The 21,629-nt window shown below is 40.6% G+C and carries 16 protein-coding genes; 10 read left to right on the forward strand and 6 right to left on the reverse strand.

What is annotated here, in order from left to right:
- Nucleotides 1–12: 12 nt before the first annotated feature.
- From HC643_RS06015 to HC643_RS06030, 4 genes are all read right to left on the reverse strand, one after another.
- On the reverse strand, nucleotides 13–570 hold the full coding sequence (locus HC643_RS06015) for a hypothetical protein (protein ID WP_038084875.1): 558 nt from the start codon (nucleotides 568–570) through the stop codon (nucleotides 13–15).
- 556 nt (nucleotides 571–1,126) lie between these two features.
- Entirely contained in the window at nucleotides 1,127–2,605 is a 1,479-nt protein-coding gene (locus tag HC643_RS06020; protein WP_050046374.1) for an amidase, read from the reverse strand.
- 188 nt (nucleotides 2,606–2,793) lie between these two features.
- Nucleotides 2,794–3,312, reverse strand: a complete 519-nt coding sequence (locus HC643_RS06025; RefSeq protein WP_272900263.1) for an amino acid permease — start codon at nucleotides 3,310–3,312, stop codon at nucleotides 2,794–2,796.
- 433 nt (nucleotides 3,313–3,745) lie between these two features.
- A complete protein-coding gene (locus tag HC643_RS06030; RefSeq protein WP_038084872.1) occupies nucleotides 3,746–5,545 on the reverse strand; it encodes a vanadium-dependent haloperoxidase in 1,800 nt (599 codons plus the stop codon).
- Nucleotides 5,546–6,471: 926 nt separating this feature from the next.
- Between HC643_RS06030 and HC643_RS06035 the strand changes: the two genes are divergently transcribed.
- Nucleotides 6,472–8,829, forward strand: a complete 2,358-nt coding sequence (locus tag HC643_RS06035; protein ID WP_038084869.1) for a PhoX family protein — start codon at nucleotides 6,472–6,474, stop codon at nucleotides 8,827–8,829.
- Between the two features lie 177 nt (nucleotides 8,830–9,006).
- Here HC643_RS06035 and HC643_RS06040 read toward each other — a convergent pair whose 3' ends face one another.
- Nucleotides 9,007–10,191: an MFS transporter gene (locus HC643_RS06040; protein WP_038084966.1), complete on the reverse strand. Its 1,185-nt coding sequence runs from the start codon at nucleotides 10,189–10,191 to the stop codon at nucleotides 9,007–9,009.
- 306 nt (nucleotides 10,192–10,497) lie between these two features.
- On the opposite strand from HC643_RS06040, the gene HC643_RS06045 reads away from it, so the two are divergent.
- The 4 genes from HC643_RS06045 to HC643_RS06060 all read left to right on the forward strand — a co-directional run bounded on the left by HC643_RS06045 (nucleotide 10,498) and on the right by HC643_RS06060 (nucleotide 12,933).
- On the forward strand, nucleotides 10,498–10,833 hold the full coding sequence (locus HC643_RS06045) for a DUF4870 domain-containing protein (RefSeq protein ID WP_038084867.1): 336 nt from the start codon (nucleotides 10,498–10,500) through the stop codon (nucleotides 10,831–10,833).
- A 360-nt stretch (nucleotides 10,834–11,193) separates the two neighbouring features.
- A complete protein-coding gene (locus tag HC643_RS06050; protein WP_038084864.1) occupies nucleotides 11,194–11,730 on the forward strand; it encodes a nucleotidyltransferase family protein in 537 nt (178 codons plus the stop codon).
- A gap of 35 nt (nucleotides 11,731–11,765) precedes the next feature.
- Nucleotides 11,766–12,302 (forward strand): DUF1349 domain-containing protein, encoded by a 537-nt coding sequence (locus tag HC643_RS06055; RefSeq protein WP_038084964.1) that lies wholly within the window; start codon nucleotides 11,766–11,768, stop codon nucleotides 12,300–12,302.
- Between the two features lie 196 nt (nucleotides 12,303–12,498).
- Nucleotides 12,499–12,933, forward strand: coding sequence for a KTSC domain-containing protein (locus HC643_RS06060; RefSeq protein WP_038084861.1), 435 nt, complete (start codon nucleotides 12,499–12,501; stop codon nucleotides 12,931–12,933).
- Nucleotides 12,934–13,092: 159 nt separating this feature from the next.
- Here the strand turns inward: HC643_RS06060 and HC643_RS06065 are convergent, their stop codons facing one another.
- Entirely contained in the window at nucleotides 13,093–14,403 is a 1,311-nt protein-coding gene (locus tag HC643_RS06065) for a GAF domain-containing sensor histidine kinase (RefSeq protein WP_082051808.1), read from the reverse strand.
- A 1,200-nt stretch (nucleotides 14,404–15,603) separates the two neighbouring features.
- Between HC643_RS06065 and HC643_RS06070 the strand changes: the two genes are divergently transcribed.
- From HC643_RS06070 to HC643_RS06090, 5 genes are all read left to right on the forward strand, one after another.
- Nucleotides 15,604–16,113: a DM13 domain-containing protein gene (locus HC643_RS06070; protein WP_038084859.1), complete on the forward strand. Its 510-nt coding sequence runs from the start codon at nucleotides 15,604–15,606 to the stop codon at nucleotides 16,111–16,113.
- A 142-nt stretch (nucleotides 16,114–16,255) separates the two neighbouring features.
- Nucleotides 16,256–17,053: an SDR family NAD(P)-dependent oxidoreductase gene (locus HC643_RS06075; protein WP_038084856.1), complete on the forward strand. Its 798-nt coding sequence runs from the start codon at nucleotides 16,256–16,258 to the stop codon at nucleotides 17,051–17,053.
- A gap of 53 nt (nucleotides 17,054–17,106) precedes the next feature.
- Nucleotides 17,107–17,682, forward strand: a complete 576-nt coding sequence (locus HC643_RS06080) for an NADPH-dependent FMN reductase (protein WP_038084854.1) — start codon at nucleotides 17,107–17,109, stop codon at nucleotides 17,680–17,682.
- Nucleotides 17,683–17,871: 189 nt separating this feature from the next.
- On the forward strand, nucleotides 17,872–18,366 hold the full coding sequence (gene msrB / locus HC643_RS06085) for a peptide-methionine (R)-S-oxide reductase MsrB (RefSeq protein WP_038084850.1): 495 nt from the start codon (nucleotides 17,872–17,874) through the stop codon (nucleotides 18,364–18,366).
- A gap of 204 nt (nucleotides 18,367–18,570) precedes the next feature.
- Complete coding sequence (locus HC643_RS06090) at nucleotides 18,571–21,270, forward strand: MGH1-like glycoside hydrolase domain-containing protein (protein ID WP_038084846.1); 2,700 nt, start codon at nucleotides 18,571–18,573, stop codon at nucleotides 21,268–21,270.
- Nucleotides 21,271–21,629: the final 359 nt, after the last annotated feature.

The raw sequence follows: 21,629 nt of genomic DNA on the forward strand, positions 1-21,629 counted from the left end.
GCATTCTCAAACTTAGCCAATGATAAAAGATGTCAACACATCAGCAATGGTAACAGCAATAACTACCAATAGGGGTGTTCTGGCTACGACTTGCCAATCTTCATCTTTACGAACGGCATTCACAACGCCAATAAGAGCAACAGCAATGTAAAGTAAGTAAAGCGCTCGTATAACATTAAACACCAAGCTCACTGCTGCGGCGGTTCCACTTCCTTGTGGAGACCCCTGAGTTAAATTGTTTTTGAAAAAATTTTCTGCTTTACCAAAAAATTGGGCGGCGGCGGGAACGCTGAAGTAGTCTATCCAAAAGAAGCTAAGAATTGCAGCGATCGCCAGAGTTTGTAAAAAAATTAGCCAATGTCTGGATATACGTGTCTGCTGCCCTATTTGCTGAATAACTGTTGTTGCTAAACCAATGAAAAGCAAGCAAAACAGTAAAACCGGGCTTTTCCAACAAATAACAGTCAAGAAAACAGCACAGGTAAGCAAAAATGGCACAGATGCTAAGAAGTGAGCGCACCAACGTTTCACTCGATAAAATGATTCTTTTTCAAAATTTTTTACAGACATGGACTAACTTTCCCAACCTTTTTATTAGTAACAACTTGTACGCTGCTGCGCCTTTTTGTTAGTCTACCCTTCAAGTCAAGGCAGATCTCTCATCCTGCCAAGTAGCATGGCATTTTTTTTGCTTGTATGTTATTATACATTATTAAAGATAAAATAAGAAAACTGGTAAACAATATAACATACTATCTGAAGAATTTTTTCAGAATGGATCGCCTTGTCTATTCTAAAGCAACTATCCAATAATTTAAGATGGAAGACAGAAGCATTGGATATAGAATCAAAAAAAACGTCATAGACTAGTCTCAGATTCTATAAAATATTATTCTTTAGTTACTTGAAAAGAGAAAGACGCAGTTATTAATAACTATATTACCTTCTCTTAACCTAAGAGGATATTTGTTAAGTCTCAATTCATACTTACTTTTGCAACTAGTAGTATCTAAGAGTTACAGACAAAATAATTATGAAATCGGTTTTGGCAATTATTATGCAGTTCAAATAGCAATACGACACAGCAATCAAGTTGAATTCTATGCTTCCTCATATAGAATTGGCATTAGTAACCAGATGGGTAAGAGAAAGCACCAATGACTCGATCTAACTCAGCCGCTATCGCTAACAATTCCATCTCACGCCACCGCTTCCCAACAATTTGGATTCCAATCGGCAAATCATTCTGAGTTTGGCCGATGGGGATGACCACAGCAGGATGTCCGCTAAGATTAAATGGCATGGTGTAAGCCCCGTTAGCGACACCATAGGGATAGAGTTTGCCATCGATGTCAACAGCACTCCAAGACGGACGATGGGTAAAGGTAGGAGTTGCTGCTACTGGGCAAAGCCAGACATCCCATGGTTCCAATGCCTCATCCATCTGGGTAGTAAAGCGATCGCGCTCGGTGAGGGCCTCAAAATATCCTTTTAGGCTGGGATTAAACAATTCTGGAAGTAAGCGGCTGAAATTCCCTAATTTCCGGAGTGATTTGTCGCCTTGGGTAGCAGTGCGGAAAATTAGCTCCAAACTGCGCCGCATATTATGGCGATCGATTGGTTGGGAGTATAGAGTGATATATGCTGCCATCCGCCCATAAAGGTTCAGTATTTCTGATATGTCAAAGTTTTTGGGAAGCCAACGTTCGATTTGGGCACCAGCTTGAGAAAGAGTTTGTGAGAGCGCAGCCATTGCGGCTCGAATTTCAGAAGCAACAGGAACTTCCGCCCATTCATCTATCCAAGCAATTTTGAGATTCTGCAAAGACTTACCAGAGGGAGTATCAAGTCCAATTGGGGGAACATCAGGGCGTCGGGGATCTGCACCTGCAATTAACGAAAAGCAGAGCCGAATATCTTCAAGCGCTCGTGCAAAACAACCTACTGTCATCATTTGTCGAATACACAACGGCATTCCAGGAACTTCAGGAATCTGCCCTGCTGTAGAAATGCGGCGATCGGTAGGCTTTAAACCATATACGCCACAGAAGTGAGCGGGCTGACGCACTGAACCTGCAATATCGTTGCCTAAATCTAACGGCGACAGCCCTGCGGCGACAGCTGCCGCACTACCCCCAGAACTACCGCCTGCAGTGTAGTCCAAATTCCAAGGATTATTCACCCGTGGGAACAGGGAATTTGTGCTCTGGTAATCGCCAGCCAGTTCCGCCATGTTTGTTTTTCCAAGGATGACTGCTCCTGCTGCTTTGAGTCTCGCAACGACGGTTGCATCTTGTTGAGGTATATAATCTTTCAGGGGAATGTAACCTGCTGTAGTGAGCAGCCCTGCTGTTTCAAAAATATCTTTAATCGTGACGGAGACACCGTGCAAAGCACCCCAGTTTTCACCTCTAGCGAGAGCTTCATCAGCAAGCTTGGCTCTAGCACGGGCATTGTCTTCATCCAGCGTGCAAATGGCATTCAACTTCGAGTTGTGTTTGGCAATCTGAGTTAGGTACGCATCAAGAACCTCGACAGCAGAAACAGTGCGATCGCGAATCATCCGCGCAAGCTGATAAGCGGGAGTAAAGACCAGTTCGCTCATGATTGGACGTGTCCTAAGACGCAGAGCCGTGTAAAACTGATTGTATCAATACTGAGTGAATTGATTAAATCTCAAAAACTTTTCACGTTCATTTTGCAATTTCCGACGCCTCTGAATAGGAAGAGAAATTTCAACTTCCTCCAAAGCCAGCTACGTTAGGATTGAAAAGCAGTTTTCATTAATCTTGGTTAAATTTTCTTGTTTAGTGCTGCTACTTCTTCAGGTGCTTGAGCAACTAATCGATTTCTGCTGTATAAAAAAAAGTAAACAGTTGCTATTAACATAACAATCACAATTCCCCAAATACCTGCTCGATAAGCAGGTACAAAGTAACAAGCAATCAAGGCAAAAATTGCCAGGATAGACCCAACAATTGCGCCATAAATCCCTAATGGGCTTTGATAAAGCTTTGATAAATTAAGATAACTCAACTTGAGCTTGATGTAGCTGAGCATGGCAAGAATATAGGAAATGAGCGCACCAAATACAGCCATATTTAAAATCACCGCGTCCACTGCATCACTAGCTACATCAACGACCATGACACATAACAATCCGACGACTGTACCTAAAATTAATGCCCGGTAAGGAGTATGGTTTTCACTAGTGACGGAAATCCATCGCGGTATATATCCTGCGCGGGACAGAGAAAAAATTATCCGCCCGTAACCATACATTACAGTGTGAAAGCTAGCTCCTAAGCCAATAGCTAATGAGCTTTAAATAACTTTTGGAAACATTTACGTATGAAACAATACCTTTCTTTTGCATAGGTATACTTTCTTGCTTATCGTATAACCTACGTATTCCCTAGTTGCTTTGATTGTCCGGAGATTTGTAATAAGCAGTAAAAATTAGAGATAGCTTGATTGCAAGAAATTTTGACCATATTCAGGTGAGAGACATCTATTTTTGAGGAAAAATGAACTGATATTCATTATTACTATCCCTATAAAGGAGATATTAACAAAAGTTTGCTGCCCTGTTTTGGTTGGTCTTGGTTCTCAATATAATTTTTTAATTCCTCAACCATACACCTTAGTATCACCGTGTCGCTAACTAGTTCTAAAAGCAAAAATACGATAAATTATCTAATTCATCGTATTTTTGGTGTATGCAAATTACTTTGTAAATACGAGATTAGACTGTCACTTTTGTACCATCAAACTTGGTAAAGGTGAAGCCATCAAATTTTTCGTTGTATCCCAGTCTTTCATCTCGAAGAATACTAATGGCAATTTCTTCTCCTACAGCCAAGCCAGCGGCACCATCCGATCGCCAATGGATACCACCCAGATTGCGACCAATGACGTAGTTAGATGCAAACTTGTTTAATTCGCCACCGACTGTCAGTGCTGGTCCATTGTAAGGAATTACTTTTGTAGGATCGTTAGGATCGGGAACGACAGGATCGGGAAGGACAAAGTTTTCGTCAAAGAAAGCTTTTAATAGTGTCACTTGGACACCAGCTATAGAAGCTGAACCAGCAGGGTAGGAAGAATGGAATGGTGCTCCTTCTGGATAAGCTTGAGGCAATAAATAGGTACCAAAGGTGCTAAAGGTCTGAGCTAACGCTTTGGAATTTAAAATCTCCGAATGAATTGGATAGTCAACTTTGTTAATTAGCTTATGATAAATCAATCCACCGTATGCTTCTGGTCTTAAACGACGGTGTACGTAGAACTTTTGCCAGTAGTTAGCTCTGATTGCTCGTGAAGGAGCTAGGTTAAGTAAGGCTTGATAATGAGCTGTTGCATGAGTAGCAGCAGAACCCTGTTGGGTTTTTGAATTAAGGTAGGGATTGCCTGGGTTTAATGGTGCTCCAATACCACTGAGAATTAAGAAAGCTCCAAAGAATAAAGCTCCACCAATGTGTGCGTACTCAGCTAAATCTCGGACAGTAAAGATGTAACGGCGTACTGGGTCGTACTGAATGGATTTACCAGAACTCCCTCCATTCTGAACAGTCAACCATTCGTTATAATCAGTAAGGAAATCGCCAGGAAGAGCAGTCCGAATTAGAGGCGAGATAAATTGCGTGTTGTAAGGAATTTGCCGCAAAAGAAACTGTGAGATATAAGGACCTTCTGAAACGCCAGGTGGAACAACGTGTTTTGTTGTTTTACCGGAAGGATCGTTTGGATCGACGTAAATGACACTACTCCGAAACAACGTTTGAGGAGTGACAGAACCATTCTGTTTTGGTCCTCTAAATTCTGAAAGTTTGTTCAAATCTTCAACTGCAGCTAAAACTTTAGCATCGTCAGTGTTATCCTGAAGCTTATTCAGAGGAACTTCACGCAGTAAAGCTTTCCAATAAATTTCAACTGCCTCAGCAGCTTGTTCTGCACTATCTACAGTCGGTGGTACTGGAATTGCTATTTGAGCAGCATTAAGACCTTCCAAACTCAGTGCAAGCGGTCCTTGAGGGTTAACTAATTTTCGAGCCCCACCCAAGATGATGTTTTCAAAATCGTCAGGATTCTTGGTTGTGAGTGCTTTAATTAAAGAATTATAAGCATCTAGTTTAACTTCTCCACGCTCATCATGTGGTAAGCCTCTAGTGTCTGTGGCAATTTTGTTAGGATAACGTTCTTCATCTCCATTAGTGGGATGCGGCGGAGTGCCAAAATCAAGTTCAAGTTTTGCTGCTTGCAGACGAACTTGATAGGCTTTTTGACTAAAACCTTCATAGTCAAAGCTATACTGTCCCAGTGTAGTTTGTGCCAAAACGATATTTCCTCTTTTCTTAAAGGAAATAGGTGAAGTTATAATTCCTGTCGCAATCCCAGTTGCTGTAGCTGTTAACAAACCAGCACGACCAAGAAATGAACGTCTATTCAAACGACCCATGGATGAGGGTTTGCGATTTTCAGTCGTTACACCTTGTTTTTGTATTTTGTCGGAAGAAACTCGTTCAAAATTGTGTTCGGATGCCATCTCGATTGTCTCCACACCTTAAGAAGTAAACTATACTTTGTTGAAGACTGTGTATACACATCATTACAGTCTCCGTCAAAGCTGAATTAAACGAAACTACAGTCTGCTCTCAACTACCGTGTAACAGTGCCAATGCTTGTAGATTTTTGCCAGTAGGGCTTTAGCCCACCCTACGCTTAATAATAATCTTCTAGCAGGGAGGGAATCGCGCGTTTAACAAAAAATCGGTCGATTTACCGTATTTTACAGTTATTATAATTTTGCACAAACAAACGTGAAAAGCAATCTATTTTATAAATGCTTGTTAAGCATTAACTGTTGAGAATCCTGTTCCTTATTTTCCAAAACTGCCATACCATCTAAGCAGTATAATGTCAAGTTACTTTCTGTTTTCCAGGGTTTTGACACCAACTTGTAACTGGTACATGAAGGGAGAAGGCGCAAAAGCTTTTAATGTAAGCTTTTTGTTTGTTACTAGTAGTTGGCTTATTTACGCCCCGGTGTACTCGTTAACAAATAAATTCTTGAGATTTGAGAGGTATCAACTATTAAGCAAGAACAAGAATCAAAAATAAAACTTTTGGTTCTCAAATCCAGTCACAAAGTTATAGAGATAGATCCACCACATCACCATAAATTATTTTTTGTCAAGAAAAAACCCTAAAAAAATCAGTTATTAATTATAAGATCATCTCTTCTTAACCTAAAAAGCATACATTCATTTTTGGGTATATAGTACACAGGTTCAGTTTTACAGTCTCGTGAAAGCTGAATTTTGTATAACAGCAATTAGCTTTTAATTTGCTGGGAAACAACCAGAGTTTCCGGAAGTTTTGCTTTGGAAAATTTCGGATCGTTTTTGGCTGCTTGCCTTATAAGACAAATTTTATAAGGGTGAAAACTTAATTCAAGAGGAAACTTCTATCATGTCCAAGTTGGGTCGGAGACAAATACTGCTGTTCTTTGCAGGTACTGCGGGTGCTGTAGCCATCGATCAAATTTTAGGTGGTGCTGCTCATGTTGGACAAGCCAGGGGTCCGCGCTCTCTGAGTTTTACCCCTGTACGCTTGCCGCATCCTCTCGAAATTTATCAAGACAAAAACAGTTTCTTGCCAGAGTCTATCGGTCAAGGAAAAGTTCTGGATAGCTCCAATCTCAATCTAGCCAGTTACAAAGTTATTGATGATGTCGTTGTACCTCCAGAGTACGAGCGTTATGTGATTGTCAGTTGGGGCGATCGCGTTTTCCCTAACAAAGAAGAATATTTCGGCTATAACTGCGACTACACTGGTTTTATTCCTATTGATGGCAGTAATGATGAAGGCTATTTATGGGTGAATCACGAGTACGTAAGCTATCCCATTTCCTTCTTAGCACCAGAGACACCTACAAATTTAACAGGATACCCAACAGTCTTTGAAAATGTCATCGGATTTTCGCTACCTTCGGAAAGAGGCATTGCCTTAGACGGAGAATTTTTATACAACCTCGGTGGTTCTATCGTTCGTATTCGCCGAGAAAACTCCAAGGGTCGTTTTGTAGTTGTTAAAGGAGACGCCAAAAACCGACGCCTTCACGGTTTGTCTGGGTTGGGAATTAACAGCGAACGTCGCGATGGATATGAAAAAATAACTTCTTGGGGTAGCTTGAGCTATCAACAAGGTGATGAGAATTACTTGCTCGGTACTGGACCTGCAGCACGTGAAGTCTTTTCTCTCAGTTCGGATGGATTGGGTAATAGAATTATTGGTACGGCATATAACTGTTCTGGCGGAACAACTCCTTGGGGTACAATCCTCTCTGGTGAAGAAAACTTTCAAGGAGGTACAGATTTTTTTGTCGGTGTAACAGAATCAGTCAAACCTGATGGCACACAAACAGGCTATACTAAAGGAACTGTTGGTGAAACTTTTGGTCTAGTTGGAGAAAAATACGGTTGGATTGTAGAGGTCGATCCCGCAGATCCCCACTTCCGTCCGCGCAAACATACTTGGTTGGGTCGTTTCCGCCACGAAAATGTTGGTTATCGTGCTGAAGCTGGCAACAAGTTAATTGCATATTTAGGCGATGACAGACGTGGCGGACACACTTGGAAGTTTGTCAGTGAAGGGACTATTGATTCAGTGACTGATAAGAGCAATAGCCAATTGTGGGAAGCAGGAACACTCTATGTTGCCCGTTTTAACCCAGATGGTACCGGTCAATGGATTGCTATAAACTCAGACACGCCAACGAATCCTATTAGACCATCAGTTATTTCTTCTGTAGAATTTGACGCTTTAGGAGCCGCTCAAAGAGACGGTCTGTTAAAATTACCCAGACGCAAAGGCATTGCTGAACAAACAGAAGATGGTGGTGCTTTTAACTGCGATCGCAAAAACGAAGCAACTGCTTTACCCGACTACCAAAATAAAAAGCTTTCTGACTTCTACACCAGCCAAGGTGCAATTCTTAGCGATGCTTTCTTAGCTGCTAACTTAGCTGGAGGAACCCCCACAGCCCGTCCTGAAGATTTAGAAGTGCATCCTTACACCAAAGAAGTATTTATTGCTTACACAGATGGTGCGCCAGGAAGCGACGGTTATCCAGATTCGAGAATTTTTCAAGTTGCTAAGTTAAGCCCAGCTGTCAATGCCACCCAGCAATCTGGCGGGCTTTACAAAATTATCGAAGACAGTGAAGACGGTACAGGTACCAGTTTCCGTTGGGAGAGATTTAAACAAGGTGGGGAAGATGGTTCTGAGTTGGGCGCTGGTTTTGCCAACGTAGACAACTTGCTCATCGATCCTAAAGGAAACGTTTGGGGTGTAACAGATATGTCTACTGACACCCACAACGGTTTTAGTCTTGGTGCTAATCCAACTCCAAACACAATTAACCACACAGCAACTGGTAACGTTTCTACCTTTACTGGTGTATTTGGTAACAACTGGTTGTTTGTCATTCCCACCAAAGGTCCTGATGCGGGAAAAGTTATCCCCTTTGCTTACGGTCCAGTCCGTTGCGAGATGACAGGACCAACTCTCGTAGGCGATACATTGGTGATTTCCGTACAGCATCCCGGTGAAAACGTGCCGATTAACGATGGGACTCAACTTAGCCGTACTATCGAATTACTGGATTTAGATGGTAAGCTATTTAACCAAACACGTACACTCCCTCGTGGTAGTAGTTGGCCAAGCAATATTCCTACCGAATATGGTGGTGAAGGTAATGCAACAGGCGTACCCCGCCCATCTGTCATTGGTATTCACCGTAAGGATTCTAAAGGCAGATTTTTCTAAAGGATTTTCATTTGAAAATCCTTAATTTGAGGTGAGTTTAATAAAGTCAAACAAAACCTTACCCCTCTCGAACAAGGAGAGGGGTTTCAAAAGCACGCTTGTAACGTTGTTTTTTCTACAGCAGCGGGAGTATGTGAGGTCTGTCGAACTCACGTTAAACTAGCATTTTGATATTGATTAAAGAGCCAAAAGCCCAATAAACAAAGCTACAGGTGCTGCCAGCAATAGCCACATAGTCCATAACAAACCATACTCTTGGGCAATTAAGCCAAGTACAAGTGGTATTAAACCACCTACTAAACCAAACAAATTATGCAGCGTCATGACTGTACCACTCTGTCCGGGCATTGCTGTATATAACTGCCCTTGAAGAATTGAGTACCAACCGGAATTGAAAAAACCGAGAACGCCAAGAATGATTAATTTGACATTGATATTAGGTACAACTAAAAAAATAGGGTAAAGACACAAAACAATGACGGCACTGAACTTTAAATAATCTAATCCCCGTACTCTTTCTAGTAAAGGAATCAGCAAAAAATCACCAAGCAAGCCAACTCCCAACCACACTGATACAGCAAAAGTTGCCCTTGTATTGGAAGAACCGACTATATCCACAAAGTACAGTGCCAAAAAGCTACCCAAAACATCCAGCATTAAATCTGAAAATTCTAGCAATGTTAACCAACGCAGCACTTGTGGTCGTTTTAACGTCTCGATCGCATTGTGTATTCCATCAGTGAAACTGTACCTTGGTTCGCTAATTGGCGAAAGTGTTGCTTGAGTTGCAATCGGAAATTTCCACAACATTCCTAATGTCAGGACAGTCAGCACGCTCAATGCTAGAAACACACTTCGCCAACTTTGATGTAATGCAATAGCACCGCTTAAAGCTAATGGTCCGATGACATTTCCCACGGACCCAGCCAAGGTCCAACGTGCCATATTTTGCTCGTGGCGTTTTGGTTCAATATCCATCAAAGTCGCTTCAGAAAGACTGACAAAGGAACCAGATGCTGGATAAAACAGGACAAACGCGACTAATAATAACGGAAAGTTATGGCTAAAGGAAATGAGCAGCAACGCGATCGCAAAAGCAATACCTCCGCCTAAAATCAACGGTCGTCGCTGACCGATATCCCCCAATATTCCCAGAATCGGCTCTATCAGACTACTGATAGTATTGGGTATAGTTAGCAGCATACCAACCTGCACGTAGGAAAGATGCAGGTCATTGCGAATCGAGGGCCAAGCCGCACCCCTGACTCCATCTACAAGCTCGTCTAAGAATTCGATCGCCAGGAAGATAACGGTTAATAAAATTACAGTTCTGGTAGTTTTGTTTCCATCTTTGAACGACATCAAGTGATTCTCCCATCCTCTCAATTTGACAACCAACGCAAAATTACGAACAGGTTGGCTGTTGGAGGGGGAACCCACGAACAAAACTTTTGCCTTGCGTGTAAAGCTACAAGCTTGTTAAATTTTTTTTCTTACCAAGGAGGAAAAATCATAAAATCTAAGGTCAAAAAAGGGCTTCCAAGTTTCTGTAGCATATTGTAGTATATATAAGAAGTGGTAGCAATAGGTAATCCCGTTTACTCAAGTAAGCGCTAAGATTGAAGAATCCTTGCAATCAGCCATCTTTAATCCTGGCTCTCCAAATATATGGATCGACTGACTCAGCGCAAACTTTTTTCAGCCCTTTGTCACGGAGCAATATTTTTTAGCTCAACCATTGTCTCTGTAGGTATTCCTATAGGAATTTTGTTAACGACTGACGATACAGTTGTGAAAGACAATGCTAAAGAATCGCTTAATTTTCACATAAATCTCTACATTTATGCATTTATCTTTTTACTATTAACTATTTTTATAATTGGGATTCCATTACTGGTGATATTAGGGATCGTTAGCATTATCATGCCAGTGATTGCGATCGTTAGAGTCCTTGATAATCCGGATTTACCCTATCGTTACCCATTCATTTTTCGCTTGTTTTAATAAAATATTATCGTTTTCAAATTCTTGTACAAACTCTCATAAAGCGTTCGCTCTAAATTTTTAGAAGAGAAATATCAAATTAAAATAATATTAACTTTCCGTTTGTGGGGAATTAATGTCCGAGTGATAGGTTGAATTCTGCAAAACAACAAATGACTTAATGGGATTTGCCAGTCCCAAGCGTCGAGGGAGGAACATGGCTACTTTGTCATAGCGCAACACCGAACCTTCTTGGCATGGTCGATCAAACGCCGTATTTGCCATTAACACTCAGCCTGAGTGGTCAATGCTTGAACGCTGAAGGCTTACTAGATACAGGGATAAATTAATATTTATATAAAATTTGATGATTGCGAATTTATGAAGAGTACCGATCGCCTTCAAGCACTCTTAGCGAATTCACCTGTTGGGACCGTATTACCTGCGATCGCGCAAATTAACCTTCCTAACTGGTGGCTGGCTGGTGGTGCTGTGCGGAATACTGTTTGGAGACAGCTTTTTGGTGAAGACTGTCGGTTGGTTATTAAAGATTTTGATGTTGCCTTTTTTGATGCGAAGGGCGATCGCTCTCAAGAACTAGCTGCTAAAGCAATCCTGACGGAACAATTTCCCAATTACCTATTTGATATTAAAAACCAAGCTAGTTTTGCTCGCTGGCGTCCCGGTGACAAAACATATGACAGTACAGAAGATGGGATTAAAAATTGGTTGCACACTGCTACTGCAGTAGGAGTTCGCGTCAATACAGATGGGGAGTGGCAATTTTTCACACCTTATGGTTTGGATGACTTGTTTAATGGTACTATCCAACCAACAACAGCACACATTGACAATCCAGATGCAGAACGTAAAGCATCTGAGTTTTTGCAAAAATGTCCTTGCTTGCAAAAGGCATAAAAATCCACGAATTTCACATTTACCAAATAGATTCTATGGAATGGTACAACGAACCGCTCTCTTGGAAAGATGAAAATGGTACTGTTAGTGTTACCTCTGGAGCCAAAACAGATTTTTGGCGGGTAACCCATTATGGTTTTATTCGTGATAGCGGAAATTTTTATTATCAAGAGGTTACGGGAGATTTTTGTATTAGTGTAAAAATCACAGGACTTTACCAAGTTTTGTATGACCAAGCAGGAATTATGGTCAGGTTAAACGAAAAAACTTGGATTAAGACTGGTATTGAATTTGTAAATGGCGTCCAGCAAGTCAGTGCAGTTGTCACGAGAGATTATTCTGACTGGTCCGTTGTACCATTATTGCAAAATCCTCCTTCTTTATGGTTGCGTTTGTACAGAAGAAGGGGCACAGTTGAGGTGCAATACTCATTTGACGGTCAAAATTACACTATGCTCCGGTTGGCGTATTTGACTGAGGTAGAAACACTGCAAGTCGGTCTGATGTGCGCTTCACCGGAAAGGGAGGGATTTCAAGTCACATTTGAGGATTTTACGATAGAAACTCTATGACACTTGTGCTATTTTGAAATCTTCACTAGTGTTAGAAGTTACTCGTATCGTCAATAATTTCTCCAGATAAAGCTTGACCTCTGACTCTTTTTGTGGTACTCTTGTACTATAAAAATTGTTTGACAAAGCGAAAAATTACTGCGCTTTTAACTAAAAAAATAGCATCCTTCTTATATCAGCAGGAGAGAAACTAGGAATGAAACTGTCTAAGATAGATTTGAGCAACCTGGTGGCGATCGCTCACTCAGATGAGTACTTGCAATTGTTGATCGATCGAGGCGACGAGTTTGAATGCGTAGCCATTCCTGCACCGATACAAGCTTATGAAGGACTGCAGCAACTGAATGCGATCGTTGCTGACTCTCCTGCACTTCCTCCATCACCGGAATCAATAGAGATGTTAACTGTAAGTTCATCAATGGCTAGCGCCGTAGGATACGACCCACACGAACAGGTTTTGCAGGTCGAATTTTATAATGGAGCAGTCTATCAATATTCTGGAGTAGAGCCTGAGACTTGGGAAGATTTACACGAGGCTGATTCCATTGGCAGATTTTTCAACGAAAACATCCGGGGTAGATATTCATCCGAGCGTATAGATGATATATATTACACGGATGATTGTTGTTAAGTATAAACAAAATACAAAATTTTCGGATTTTCGGCGCTCCTTGAGTCGCTAACTGCTAATTGCTCTTCAGGCAACGCTATTAGCAATTAGCGATTTTCTTAGCATTCGATAACTCCACCAGTCCGAGTGCAACACCCACTTGATGGCAATTATCAATTGCTACCCTTTGCCTGAGGTTCCACAACCTCCAGTAATAACCATGGGTAATTGAACGCATACTGTAGTTCCTATTAATGCGTCAGATTGAATGGATAATTCTCCACCATGAGCATTGACGATACGTTTAGTAATAGCAAGTCCCAACCCAGTACCGCTAGGTTTCGTAGAAAAAAACGGCTGTGTTAGTTTTGAGAGCACATCTGGCGGAATAGGTTCACCATTATTGCATACATTAATGCAGAGGTTACCTCGATCCGAACTGTCTACTTGCCATTTAATCACATCTCCTGCTGAGACTGCTTCACAGGCATTGCGAACAATATTAATAAACACTTGTTTTAGCTTATCTCTGTCCCCCAAAATTTTGATTGTAGCTAACGCCGGAATAAATTCTATTTGCCGTGATAGAGCTTCTGGCATTTCACGAATTGACACAAGCAACTCGCGAACGAATTCATTCACATCTAATTCTTGAAGTTGAAGCACTTGAGGCTTGGCATAGAGCAAAATTTCACTGAGCAGATTTTCCAGACGACTCGCTTCGCCAAGCGCTAGCGATAATCGCTCTCGATCTGGTTCAGCCAAAATAGTTTTCTTAAAATACTTCAATCCCATAATCATTGTTGTTAGGGGATTGCGAATTTCATGCACGATTGTCGCCGCAAATTCACCAATTGCCACCAAGCGTTCCTGTTCTACAAGCTTGGCTTGTGCTGCTTGTAGTTGAGCAGTGCGTTTTTCTACTTCAACTTCCAACAGTTGATTAAATTGACACTGTTTTTGGTAAAGATGATAGTGGTCGATCGCAGTTGCTGCACGTTCTGCAAACAGTTCCACAACTTGGATTTCTTCTTGTGTGAATTCCCGTGGTTGTTGGTGAAAAGAGCAAACCGTACCGAATACTTGACCTTCAGTCGTTTGTAATGGTATTCCCAAGTAAGCTCTGTAACCTGATGCAGGTCTGCCGTACTCTGGATTTGCCACTGCATCCTTAACAGCTAACGAGCGACCATTTTGAATAACAGTGGCAATCAATCGACCGTGTAATGTATAGATACGAGGTGCATCTTCAGCCATTTCCAGGCTACTAGCTAGGATGGTTTCAAATCCCTCTTTGCAAAAAGTAACAACCGTCCAATCTACTCCAATGAGTTCGCTAACTCCGCAGGCAATATTATGCAAATAGCTGCCTAGTTCACCAGTGCGGTAGTTCAATGAGGACAGCCTTGCTATGATTTGCCGCTCGCGCTGCCAAGGTTGTTGCAACAACATATCTTCATCATCAGCTTTACTCGTGGATGCTTGTTGCATGGTTTAGTAAATTTGTGTTAAATAAAAAATTGTGAATTTTCCAGGTATTAACTCTGGATATTTCTATAAATTGAATGATATTCTACTATATCAATTCTAAGATCTTGCAATATCAATACGATCTTTTATATAAAGAAATGTAAATTGATTAAATAGTAAATCATTGATGACAAGTTAAGGCTGTAAGACAGTCATCAAGGGAATTTGTAGAAAAAGTATGAAAGAAAAACTCCTTGGAGCCTCGCTGTTTTTCCGGAAATGGTGTGACAATTAACTGAAGGCTTGATTTTCGTTATCGTTTAACAATACCTTGCATATTGATTTTCATCGAGATGCGAAATACGTAACTGAGTTTGTTACTTGCCTTTTTTGAGAAGCAATATGATAAATAAGAAAAACCGCGATCGAACATCTTTAAAGAAATTGATTTTCACTTAAAAAGTGTTCTTTGATGGCTCTTGCAGTCGCATACGGTCACGCATTGCATTAAATTATTTATGCCTCTACCACTCTGTTATTTCTTGAAAGATTTCTGATAGCTCTTGAGTCAATTTCTCTTAAGAGACTGTCCGACATTTGAGAGAATATGGACAATTAGCAATACTGCAAGGGCTGAGAATTTTTGTACGTTGAACAAACCCAACAAATACCTGTAAATGTTGGGTTTCGTTCCTCAAACGCCACATCGCTCAACGGGGGGCTTAGGGGTCCCCACGAAGTGAGGTTGGGGGGAAACCCTCAGCAATTGCTCCTCTTGGGCTTTGCCCAAGACCGCACTGCCACTAAGACTTTTGTTGGTTGCTGTCCTCTATCTAAGCTTTGCAATGACTGTGTTTGGTAATTTAAGATTTTGTGAGAATTAGTATCTTAATCGTAAAAAACAGGCGATCGCTCCAATATCGAAAGTTTAGATTTTGCTGAGAAATTTATGAGAAGCTTCTAGACAAACTTTCAGCTTTCTAAGTCTCAATCCTTACTCAATCATAATTTTTCACCCAATTCTTCAAGCAATAATTAGTTTAAAGTTTAAGGCAACAGTCCAATACTATAGCAATCCTAAATCATTTGTAAAAATTTGAATAGCTAATAGCTAATGGCTAATGGCTAATAGCTATTAGCCATTAGCCATTAGCGCTCTTTACTCTTATTCTTATATTTTATTTAGGACTGCTATAATCAATATCTTGAGGTATTTTAATTATGAAATTAGGATATGTATTCACACTAATTCTACTTACCACAGTTACGGTTAGCTGTACAACAGAAATTTCCAAGAATGATGTAACCCAAAGTTCTGCTCCAGCAAATGAAGCAGTCCCGGTAGCATCAACTCAGACAAAGTCTACAAATACAACCAACATAATTTCCGGTACATTTGTTTCCGGAGAACATACAACACAAGGCACAGCTCGTATTACCAATAAAAACGGTAAGTCAGTACTGAATCTCGAGCAGTCATTTAAAACTTCAGAAATGGGTCCTGATTTAGTAGTCATTTTACATCGTTCAGAAAATGTAATAGGTTCAACTAAGCCGCCATCCTATCCCCTAAAAAAGGGAGATTACATTGTTCTTGCTCCTCTCAAAAAATTTAGCGGTGCTCAAACTTATACGATTCCTAATAACATTAAGTTAGCTAACTACAAATCTGTTGTTATTTGGTGTCGCAAATTCAATGCTACTTTTGGTGCTGCTACTTTAAAAAGTTAAATATTCACCCTATTTTAAACAAAAAAGTCAACAGATACTTGGATGAAATACAGTCTAGGTAAAACTTCTTTGCTCCAAAATTTGTTAATTCAAAATGCAAAGTGTTATAACCAAAAACTCAACGATCGCAAGGAAAAAATTTATGAAGCTACAAGGTAAAGTTGCTTTAGTCACTGGTAGCAGTCAAGGTATCGGACAGGGAGTTGTTCTGCGTCTTGCTCAAGAAGGAGCTGATGTTGTCATCAATTACCGCTCTCACCCAGAAGGAGCAGAAGAAACCTTAGCCAAGGTAGAGGCTATTGGCGGTAGGTGTCATATGGCTCAGTGTCCTAAATCTCATGGTTACACGCTGCAAGCAGATTTGGGAAGTGTATCGGAAGTCCGCCAACTTATAGCGGAAAGTATTCAACATTTTGGCAAACTAGATGTTCTGGTTAACAATGCTGGGATTGAAAAACACGCACCATTTTGGAACGTGACAGAAGCAGACTATGACGCTGTTATGAATGTCAATTTAAAGGGCGTGTTCTTTGCCACTCAAGCCTTTGTTCAACATTTGATTGAAACAAAACGAACTGGAAAAATCATCAATATCAGTTCCGTGCATGAGGAATTGCCATTTCCCAATTTCACTGCTTACTGCGCCAGCAAAGGAGGGGTGAAGATGTTGACTCGTAACTTAGCAGTTGAATTAGGTTCTTTGGGGATTACAATTAACAACGTCGCACCAGGGGCGATAGAAACTCCCATTAACACCAAACTATTGAACGACCCAAAAAAATTGAGTGCTTTGTTGCAGAACATTCCTCTGGGTCGTCTCGGAAAACCGCAAGATGTCGCTTCCCTAGTGGCGTTCTTAGCTTCCTCTGATGCTGACTACATTACAGGTAGTACCTTTTTTGTAGATGGTGGACTGCTTTGGAACTATCAGGAGCAATAAATACCTTACTATCTCAAGAAGTTCAAAATTGCATCAATCACAGAAGAGGAATTATGACAAACACCCCTCTATTTATTCCCGTCATTTTAGGTACTTCCCGTCAAGGTCGCCAAAGCGAATATGTAGCCAAATTTATTGTCGAGCAGATTGCGGTACGAAATGATATAAAGACGCAGCTGATTGATATTCGTAACATTCCAATTACTACCAATGACGCAGGTGAGTCTGTTAAGGACCCTCAGTTTTCCAGTACTGTTGATCGGGCGGATGGATTAATTATCGTTGTGCCAGAATATAACCACGGTTATCCGGGTTTGCTCAAGCACGTACTAGATACTTGCCTTAAGGAATACATCCATAAAGCCGTTGGCTTGTGCGGCGTTTCAGCCGGACCTTTTGGCGGTACGCGAGTCATCCAAAACCTTTTACCTGTGATGCGTGAGTTGGGTCTGATGACGATTTTCTACGATCTTAACTTTAGCAACGTCCACAATTTGTTTGATGAATCCGGTCATTTAATTGACAAAAAAACTTATACTCGCCGTTTGGAAAGCTTTATGAATGAGTTGGTTTGGATGTCAACGGTATTCAGGTATGGGCGACAAGAAATCAATCTTACTTCCCCGTAGGTTATAAAATAAAACACACAAATTCGGCGATTGTTTACACCATTTCTCACAAACTTACTATGACAGTCGCCATACATCTACAACCAGGTGAAAGTTGTTCAAACAACTAACAACTTCTTGACAAAGTTAGGTTTTTTCACACCCATCTACTTACTAGCGATTCAACTAACAGTGAGTGACAGCTAAATTATGAAGAAACGGTATTTTTTACAAGGTAGTGCAGCGGTAGTTGGCACTGTATGGTTATCTCACTATTTATCAGAAAAACCCAAAACTATGGCAATTGAAAAGAATCAGTTTGAAATCACCAAAACCGACCAGGAATGGCGCAAGATTTTAACTTCAGAACAATTTCGCATACTGCGACAGCATGGAACAGAATTCCCCGGTACTAGCTCACTAAATAAGCAATATGCTAAAGGGACTTATGTATGTGCTGCTTGCAACCTAGCCTTATTTACGTCTGAAACCAAATATGACAGTGGTACGGGTTGGCCTAGTTTTTACGCACCTATTGAGAATGCAATTGGTACATCCACAGACAAATCTCTTTTGATAACCAGAGTTGAAGTGCATTGTCGTCGTTGTGGCGGACATCTAGGTCATGTGTTTGATGATGGTCCTGCACCTACTGGGAAACGTTACTGTATGAATGGGGTTGCACTCAAGTTTGTTAGAGTTTGAAGTTATCGCTCGTTAGTTAATGACTGGATGAGTGCGATCGCAATTAGATAAATTTTTCCTGAGTCTATGCTGTATTTTGCTCGAACACTTTCACTATCAATTTTTCATCAAAGCCTTAGTTCTACTTAAGGTGTAGATGAGAGAGTACAGATAGCAAATAATTTCACTCAATCAGAGCGTGTTTATTTTAGGAGAGGACTGATTATGGCAACTCCAACCCAAGAAGAACTCAGATTGGAAGCAGCTCGGAATAATCAAGTAAAATGGCGTAAGTGGGGACCTTATTTAAGCGATCGCCAATGGGGAACGGTGCGAGAAGACTACAGCCCCAACGGTACTGCTTGGGATTACTTTACTCACGACCAAGCCCGTTCTCGTGCTTATCGCTGGGGTGAAGATGGCATAGCGGGAATTTCTGACGAACAACAACAGCTTTGTTTTGCGATCGCTCTTTGGAATGGTGAAGACCAAATTCTTAAAGAAAGATTCTTTGGTCTGACTGGAAGTGAAGGAAATCATGGGGAAGATGTTAAGGAATATTACTTTTATCTTGACAATACTCCCACCCATTCTTACATGAAAATGCTTTATAAATATCCACAAAAAGCATTTCCTTACTCTCAACTCGTTGCAGAAAACCAACGCCGCAGCCGCCAAGAACCGGAATTTGAACTTCTAGATACAGGGCTATTCAATGAAAACCGCTACTTTGATGTATTCGTTGAATATGCCAAAAATTCTGCTGAAGATATTCTGATTCAAATTCAAGTTGTAAATCGGGGACCAGAAGCAAAGACACTGCATTTATTACCTACTCTTTGGTTTAGAAATACTTGGTCTTGGGATGGAGACGCTACTAAACCGATACTCCAAAAAAATCAAGTTGGTCATGCCCAAAATACTATAGAAGCTTTTCATCCATCTTTAGGAAAAAAATGGATGTATTTTGAAGGTGAAACTGAACTGTTATTTACCGAAAACGAAACAAATACTGAAAAGCTGTTTGGTTTTCCCAATGCTTCTCCTTGTGTTAAAGATGGTATTAATGAATACATAATCCATGGTAAACAAGAAGCCATCAATCCAAAACAAAGAGGAACAAAAGCTGCAATTCACTATACAGTTAGTATTAATCCCGGTGAAACAAAAACTATAAAATTGCGATTGAGCGATCTACCCGATTTAGCTGAAGCTTTTAGCGAAGAGTTCCAGACAATCTTTGCTATTCGCAAACAAGAAGCAGATGAATTTTATCAAAAGCTAACTCCTTTCTCGCTGAGCGAAGATATGCGAAATGTTCAGCGACAAGCTTTTGCCGGAATGTTGTGGACTAAACAATTTTATTACTATGATGTAGAAAAATGGTTAAAAGGTGATTTAGCTACTCCACCAAAAGAACGTAAATATGGTAGAAATCGTGAATGGTTTCACCTCAACAATCAAGACATTCTTTCTATGCCTGATAAGTGGGAATATCCTTGGTTTGCTGCTTGGGATTTGGCATTCCACTGTATTCCTTTGGCAACAATTGACCCTGATTTTGCTAAGAATCAATTAGATATTTTAACGCGGGAATGGTATATGCATCCTAACGGACAAATTCCCGCTTATGAATGGCAATTCAGCGATGTGAATCCTCCCGTTCATGCATGGGCAACTTGGCGCGTCTACAAAATTGAACAAAAGATATATGGACGCAGCGACCGACAGTTTCTAGAACGGGTATTTCAGAAGTTGTTGCTCAATTTCACCTGGTGGGTGAATCGTAAAGATGCTGAAGGTAACAACGTTTTTCAAGGCGGATTTCTAGGATTGGATAATATTGGCGTCTTTGACCGCAGTGCGACTTTACCAACAGGCGGTCATATCAATCAATCAGATGGCACAAGTTGGATGGGAATGTATTGCTTGAATATGCTAGCAATAGCCCTAGAACTAGCAAAAGCGAACCCTGTTTATGAAGACATTGCCACTAAATTCTTTGAGCATTTTCTTTACATTGCCGATGCTATGACTCATATTGGCGAAGACAAAACCAGTTTGTGGAATGAAGAAGATGCCTTTTTCTATGATGTATTGCATTTGCCAGAACGAGAAATTACGCTAAAAGTCCGGTCTATGGTAGGACTCATTCCTTTATTTGTTATTGAAACCATTGAGCCAGAAACATTAAGAGCACTTCCTGCTTTTAAACAGAGATTGGAATGGTTTATAGAAAATCGTCCCGATTTACGAAGCAATGTAGCTTGTATGGAAACACAAGGAATAGGTGCTAGGAGATTATTGGCGATTGTTTCCAAAGATAAGCTGCAAAAAATTCTACAGACAATGTTGAATGAAAGCGAATTTTTTAGCCCATATGGTATCCGAGCAGTTTCTAAATTTCATGCAGAACATCCTTATATTTTTGATGTGAACGGCTCTCAATTTCGAGTCGATTACGAACCGGCTGAATCCAGTACTGGTTTGTTTGGTGGGAACTCTAACTGGCGCGGTCCCATTTGGTTTCCTGTGAATTTTCTCCTTGTTGAATCTCTACAAAAGTTTCATTACTACTTAGGAGACGATTTCAAAGTAGAATGTCCAACGGGTTCCGGACAACTGATGAATCTTTGGGAAGTGGCTTCTGAATTATCACAACGGCTCATGCAAATTTTCTTAAGAAATGCTTCCGAGCGACGCCCTGTTTATGGTGGAACCGAAAAGTTTCAAACCGATCCTTATTGGCGAGATTTAATTTTGTTCTACGAATACTTCCACGGTGATAATGGAGCGGGAATTGGTGCAAGCCATCAAACCGGATGGACGGGTTTAGTTGCTAAACTGATTCAGCAATTTGGTGAGTATGAAGCACAGCATCATAAACAAGAAATTGAGCAAGAGAAACAGGCGATCGCCGTATAAAAATCATCTTTGAGTTTTGAAATTTAGGTTCCAATCATAGCCTGCTGAGCGACTCCTTTATTTGTTATTTGTGTAGCCCCAGAATTCTATTCTGAGGGCAATTTGCACTCTTAGGGATGCTCCCCCCCAACCCTCAACCTGTTTCATCTTAAAGTAGATGTTTGCTGTTTAGATTTCCCTGTAGCGTGTTTTCAAACGACTCGTTTAGGTTCCTAATTTTCCAGAGCCCCTTGCAAAACGTTGATACATCACTAAAAACTTTTCACACGCCCTCTTAGAAATTTTCAAGCTATTCTTATTAGAAATTCATTTAATGTCTTATAAATTTATATATATTTTTAAATGGAAAAATTGTTCAT

It is taken from the genome of Tolypothrix bouteillei VB521301, from assembly GCF_000760695.4.
Taxonomy (GTDB): Bacteria; Cyanobacteriota; Cyanobacteriia; order Cyanobacteriales; family Nostocaceae; genus Scytonema; species Scytonema bouteillei_A.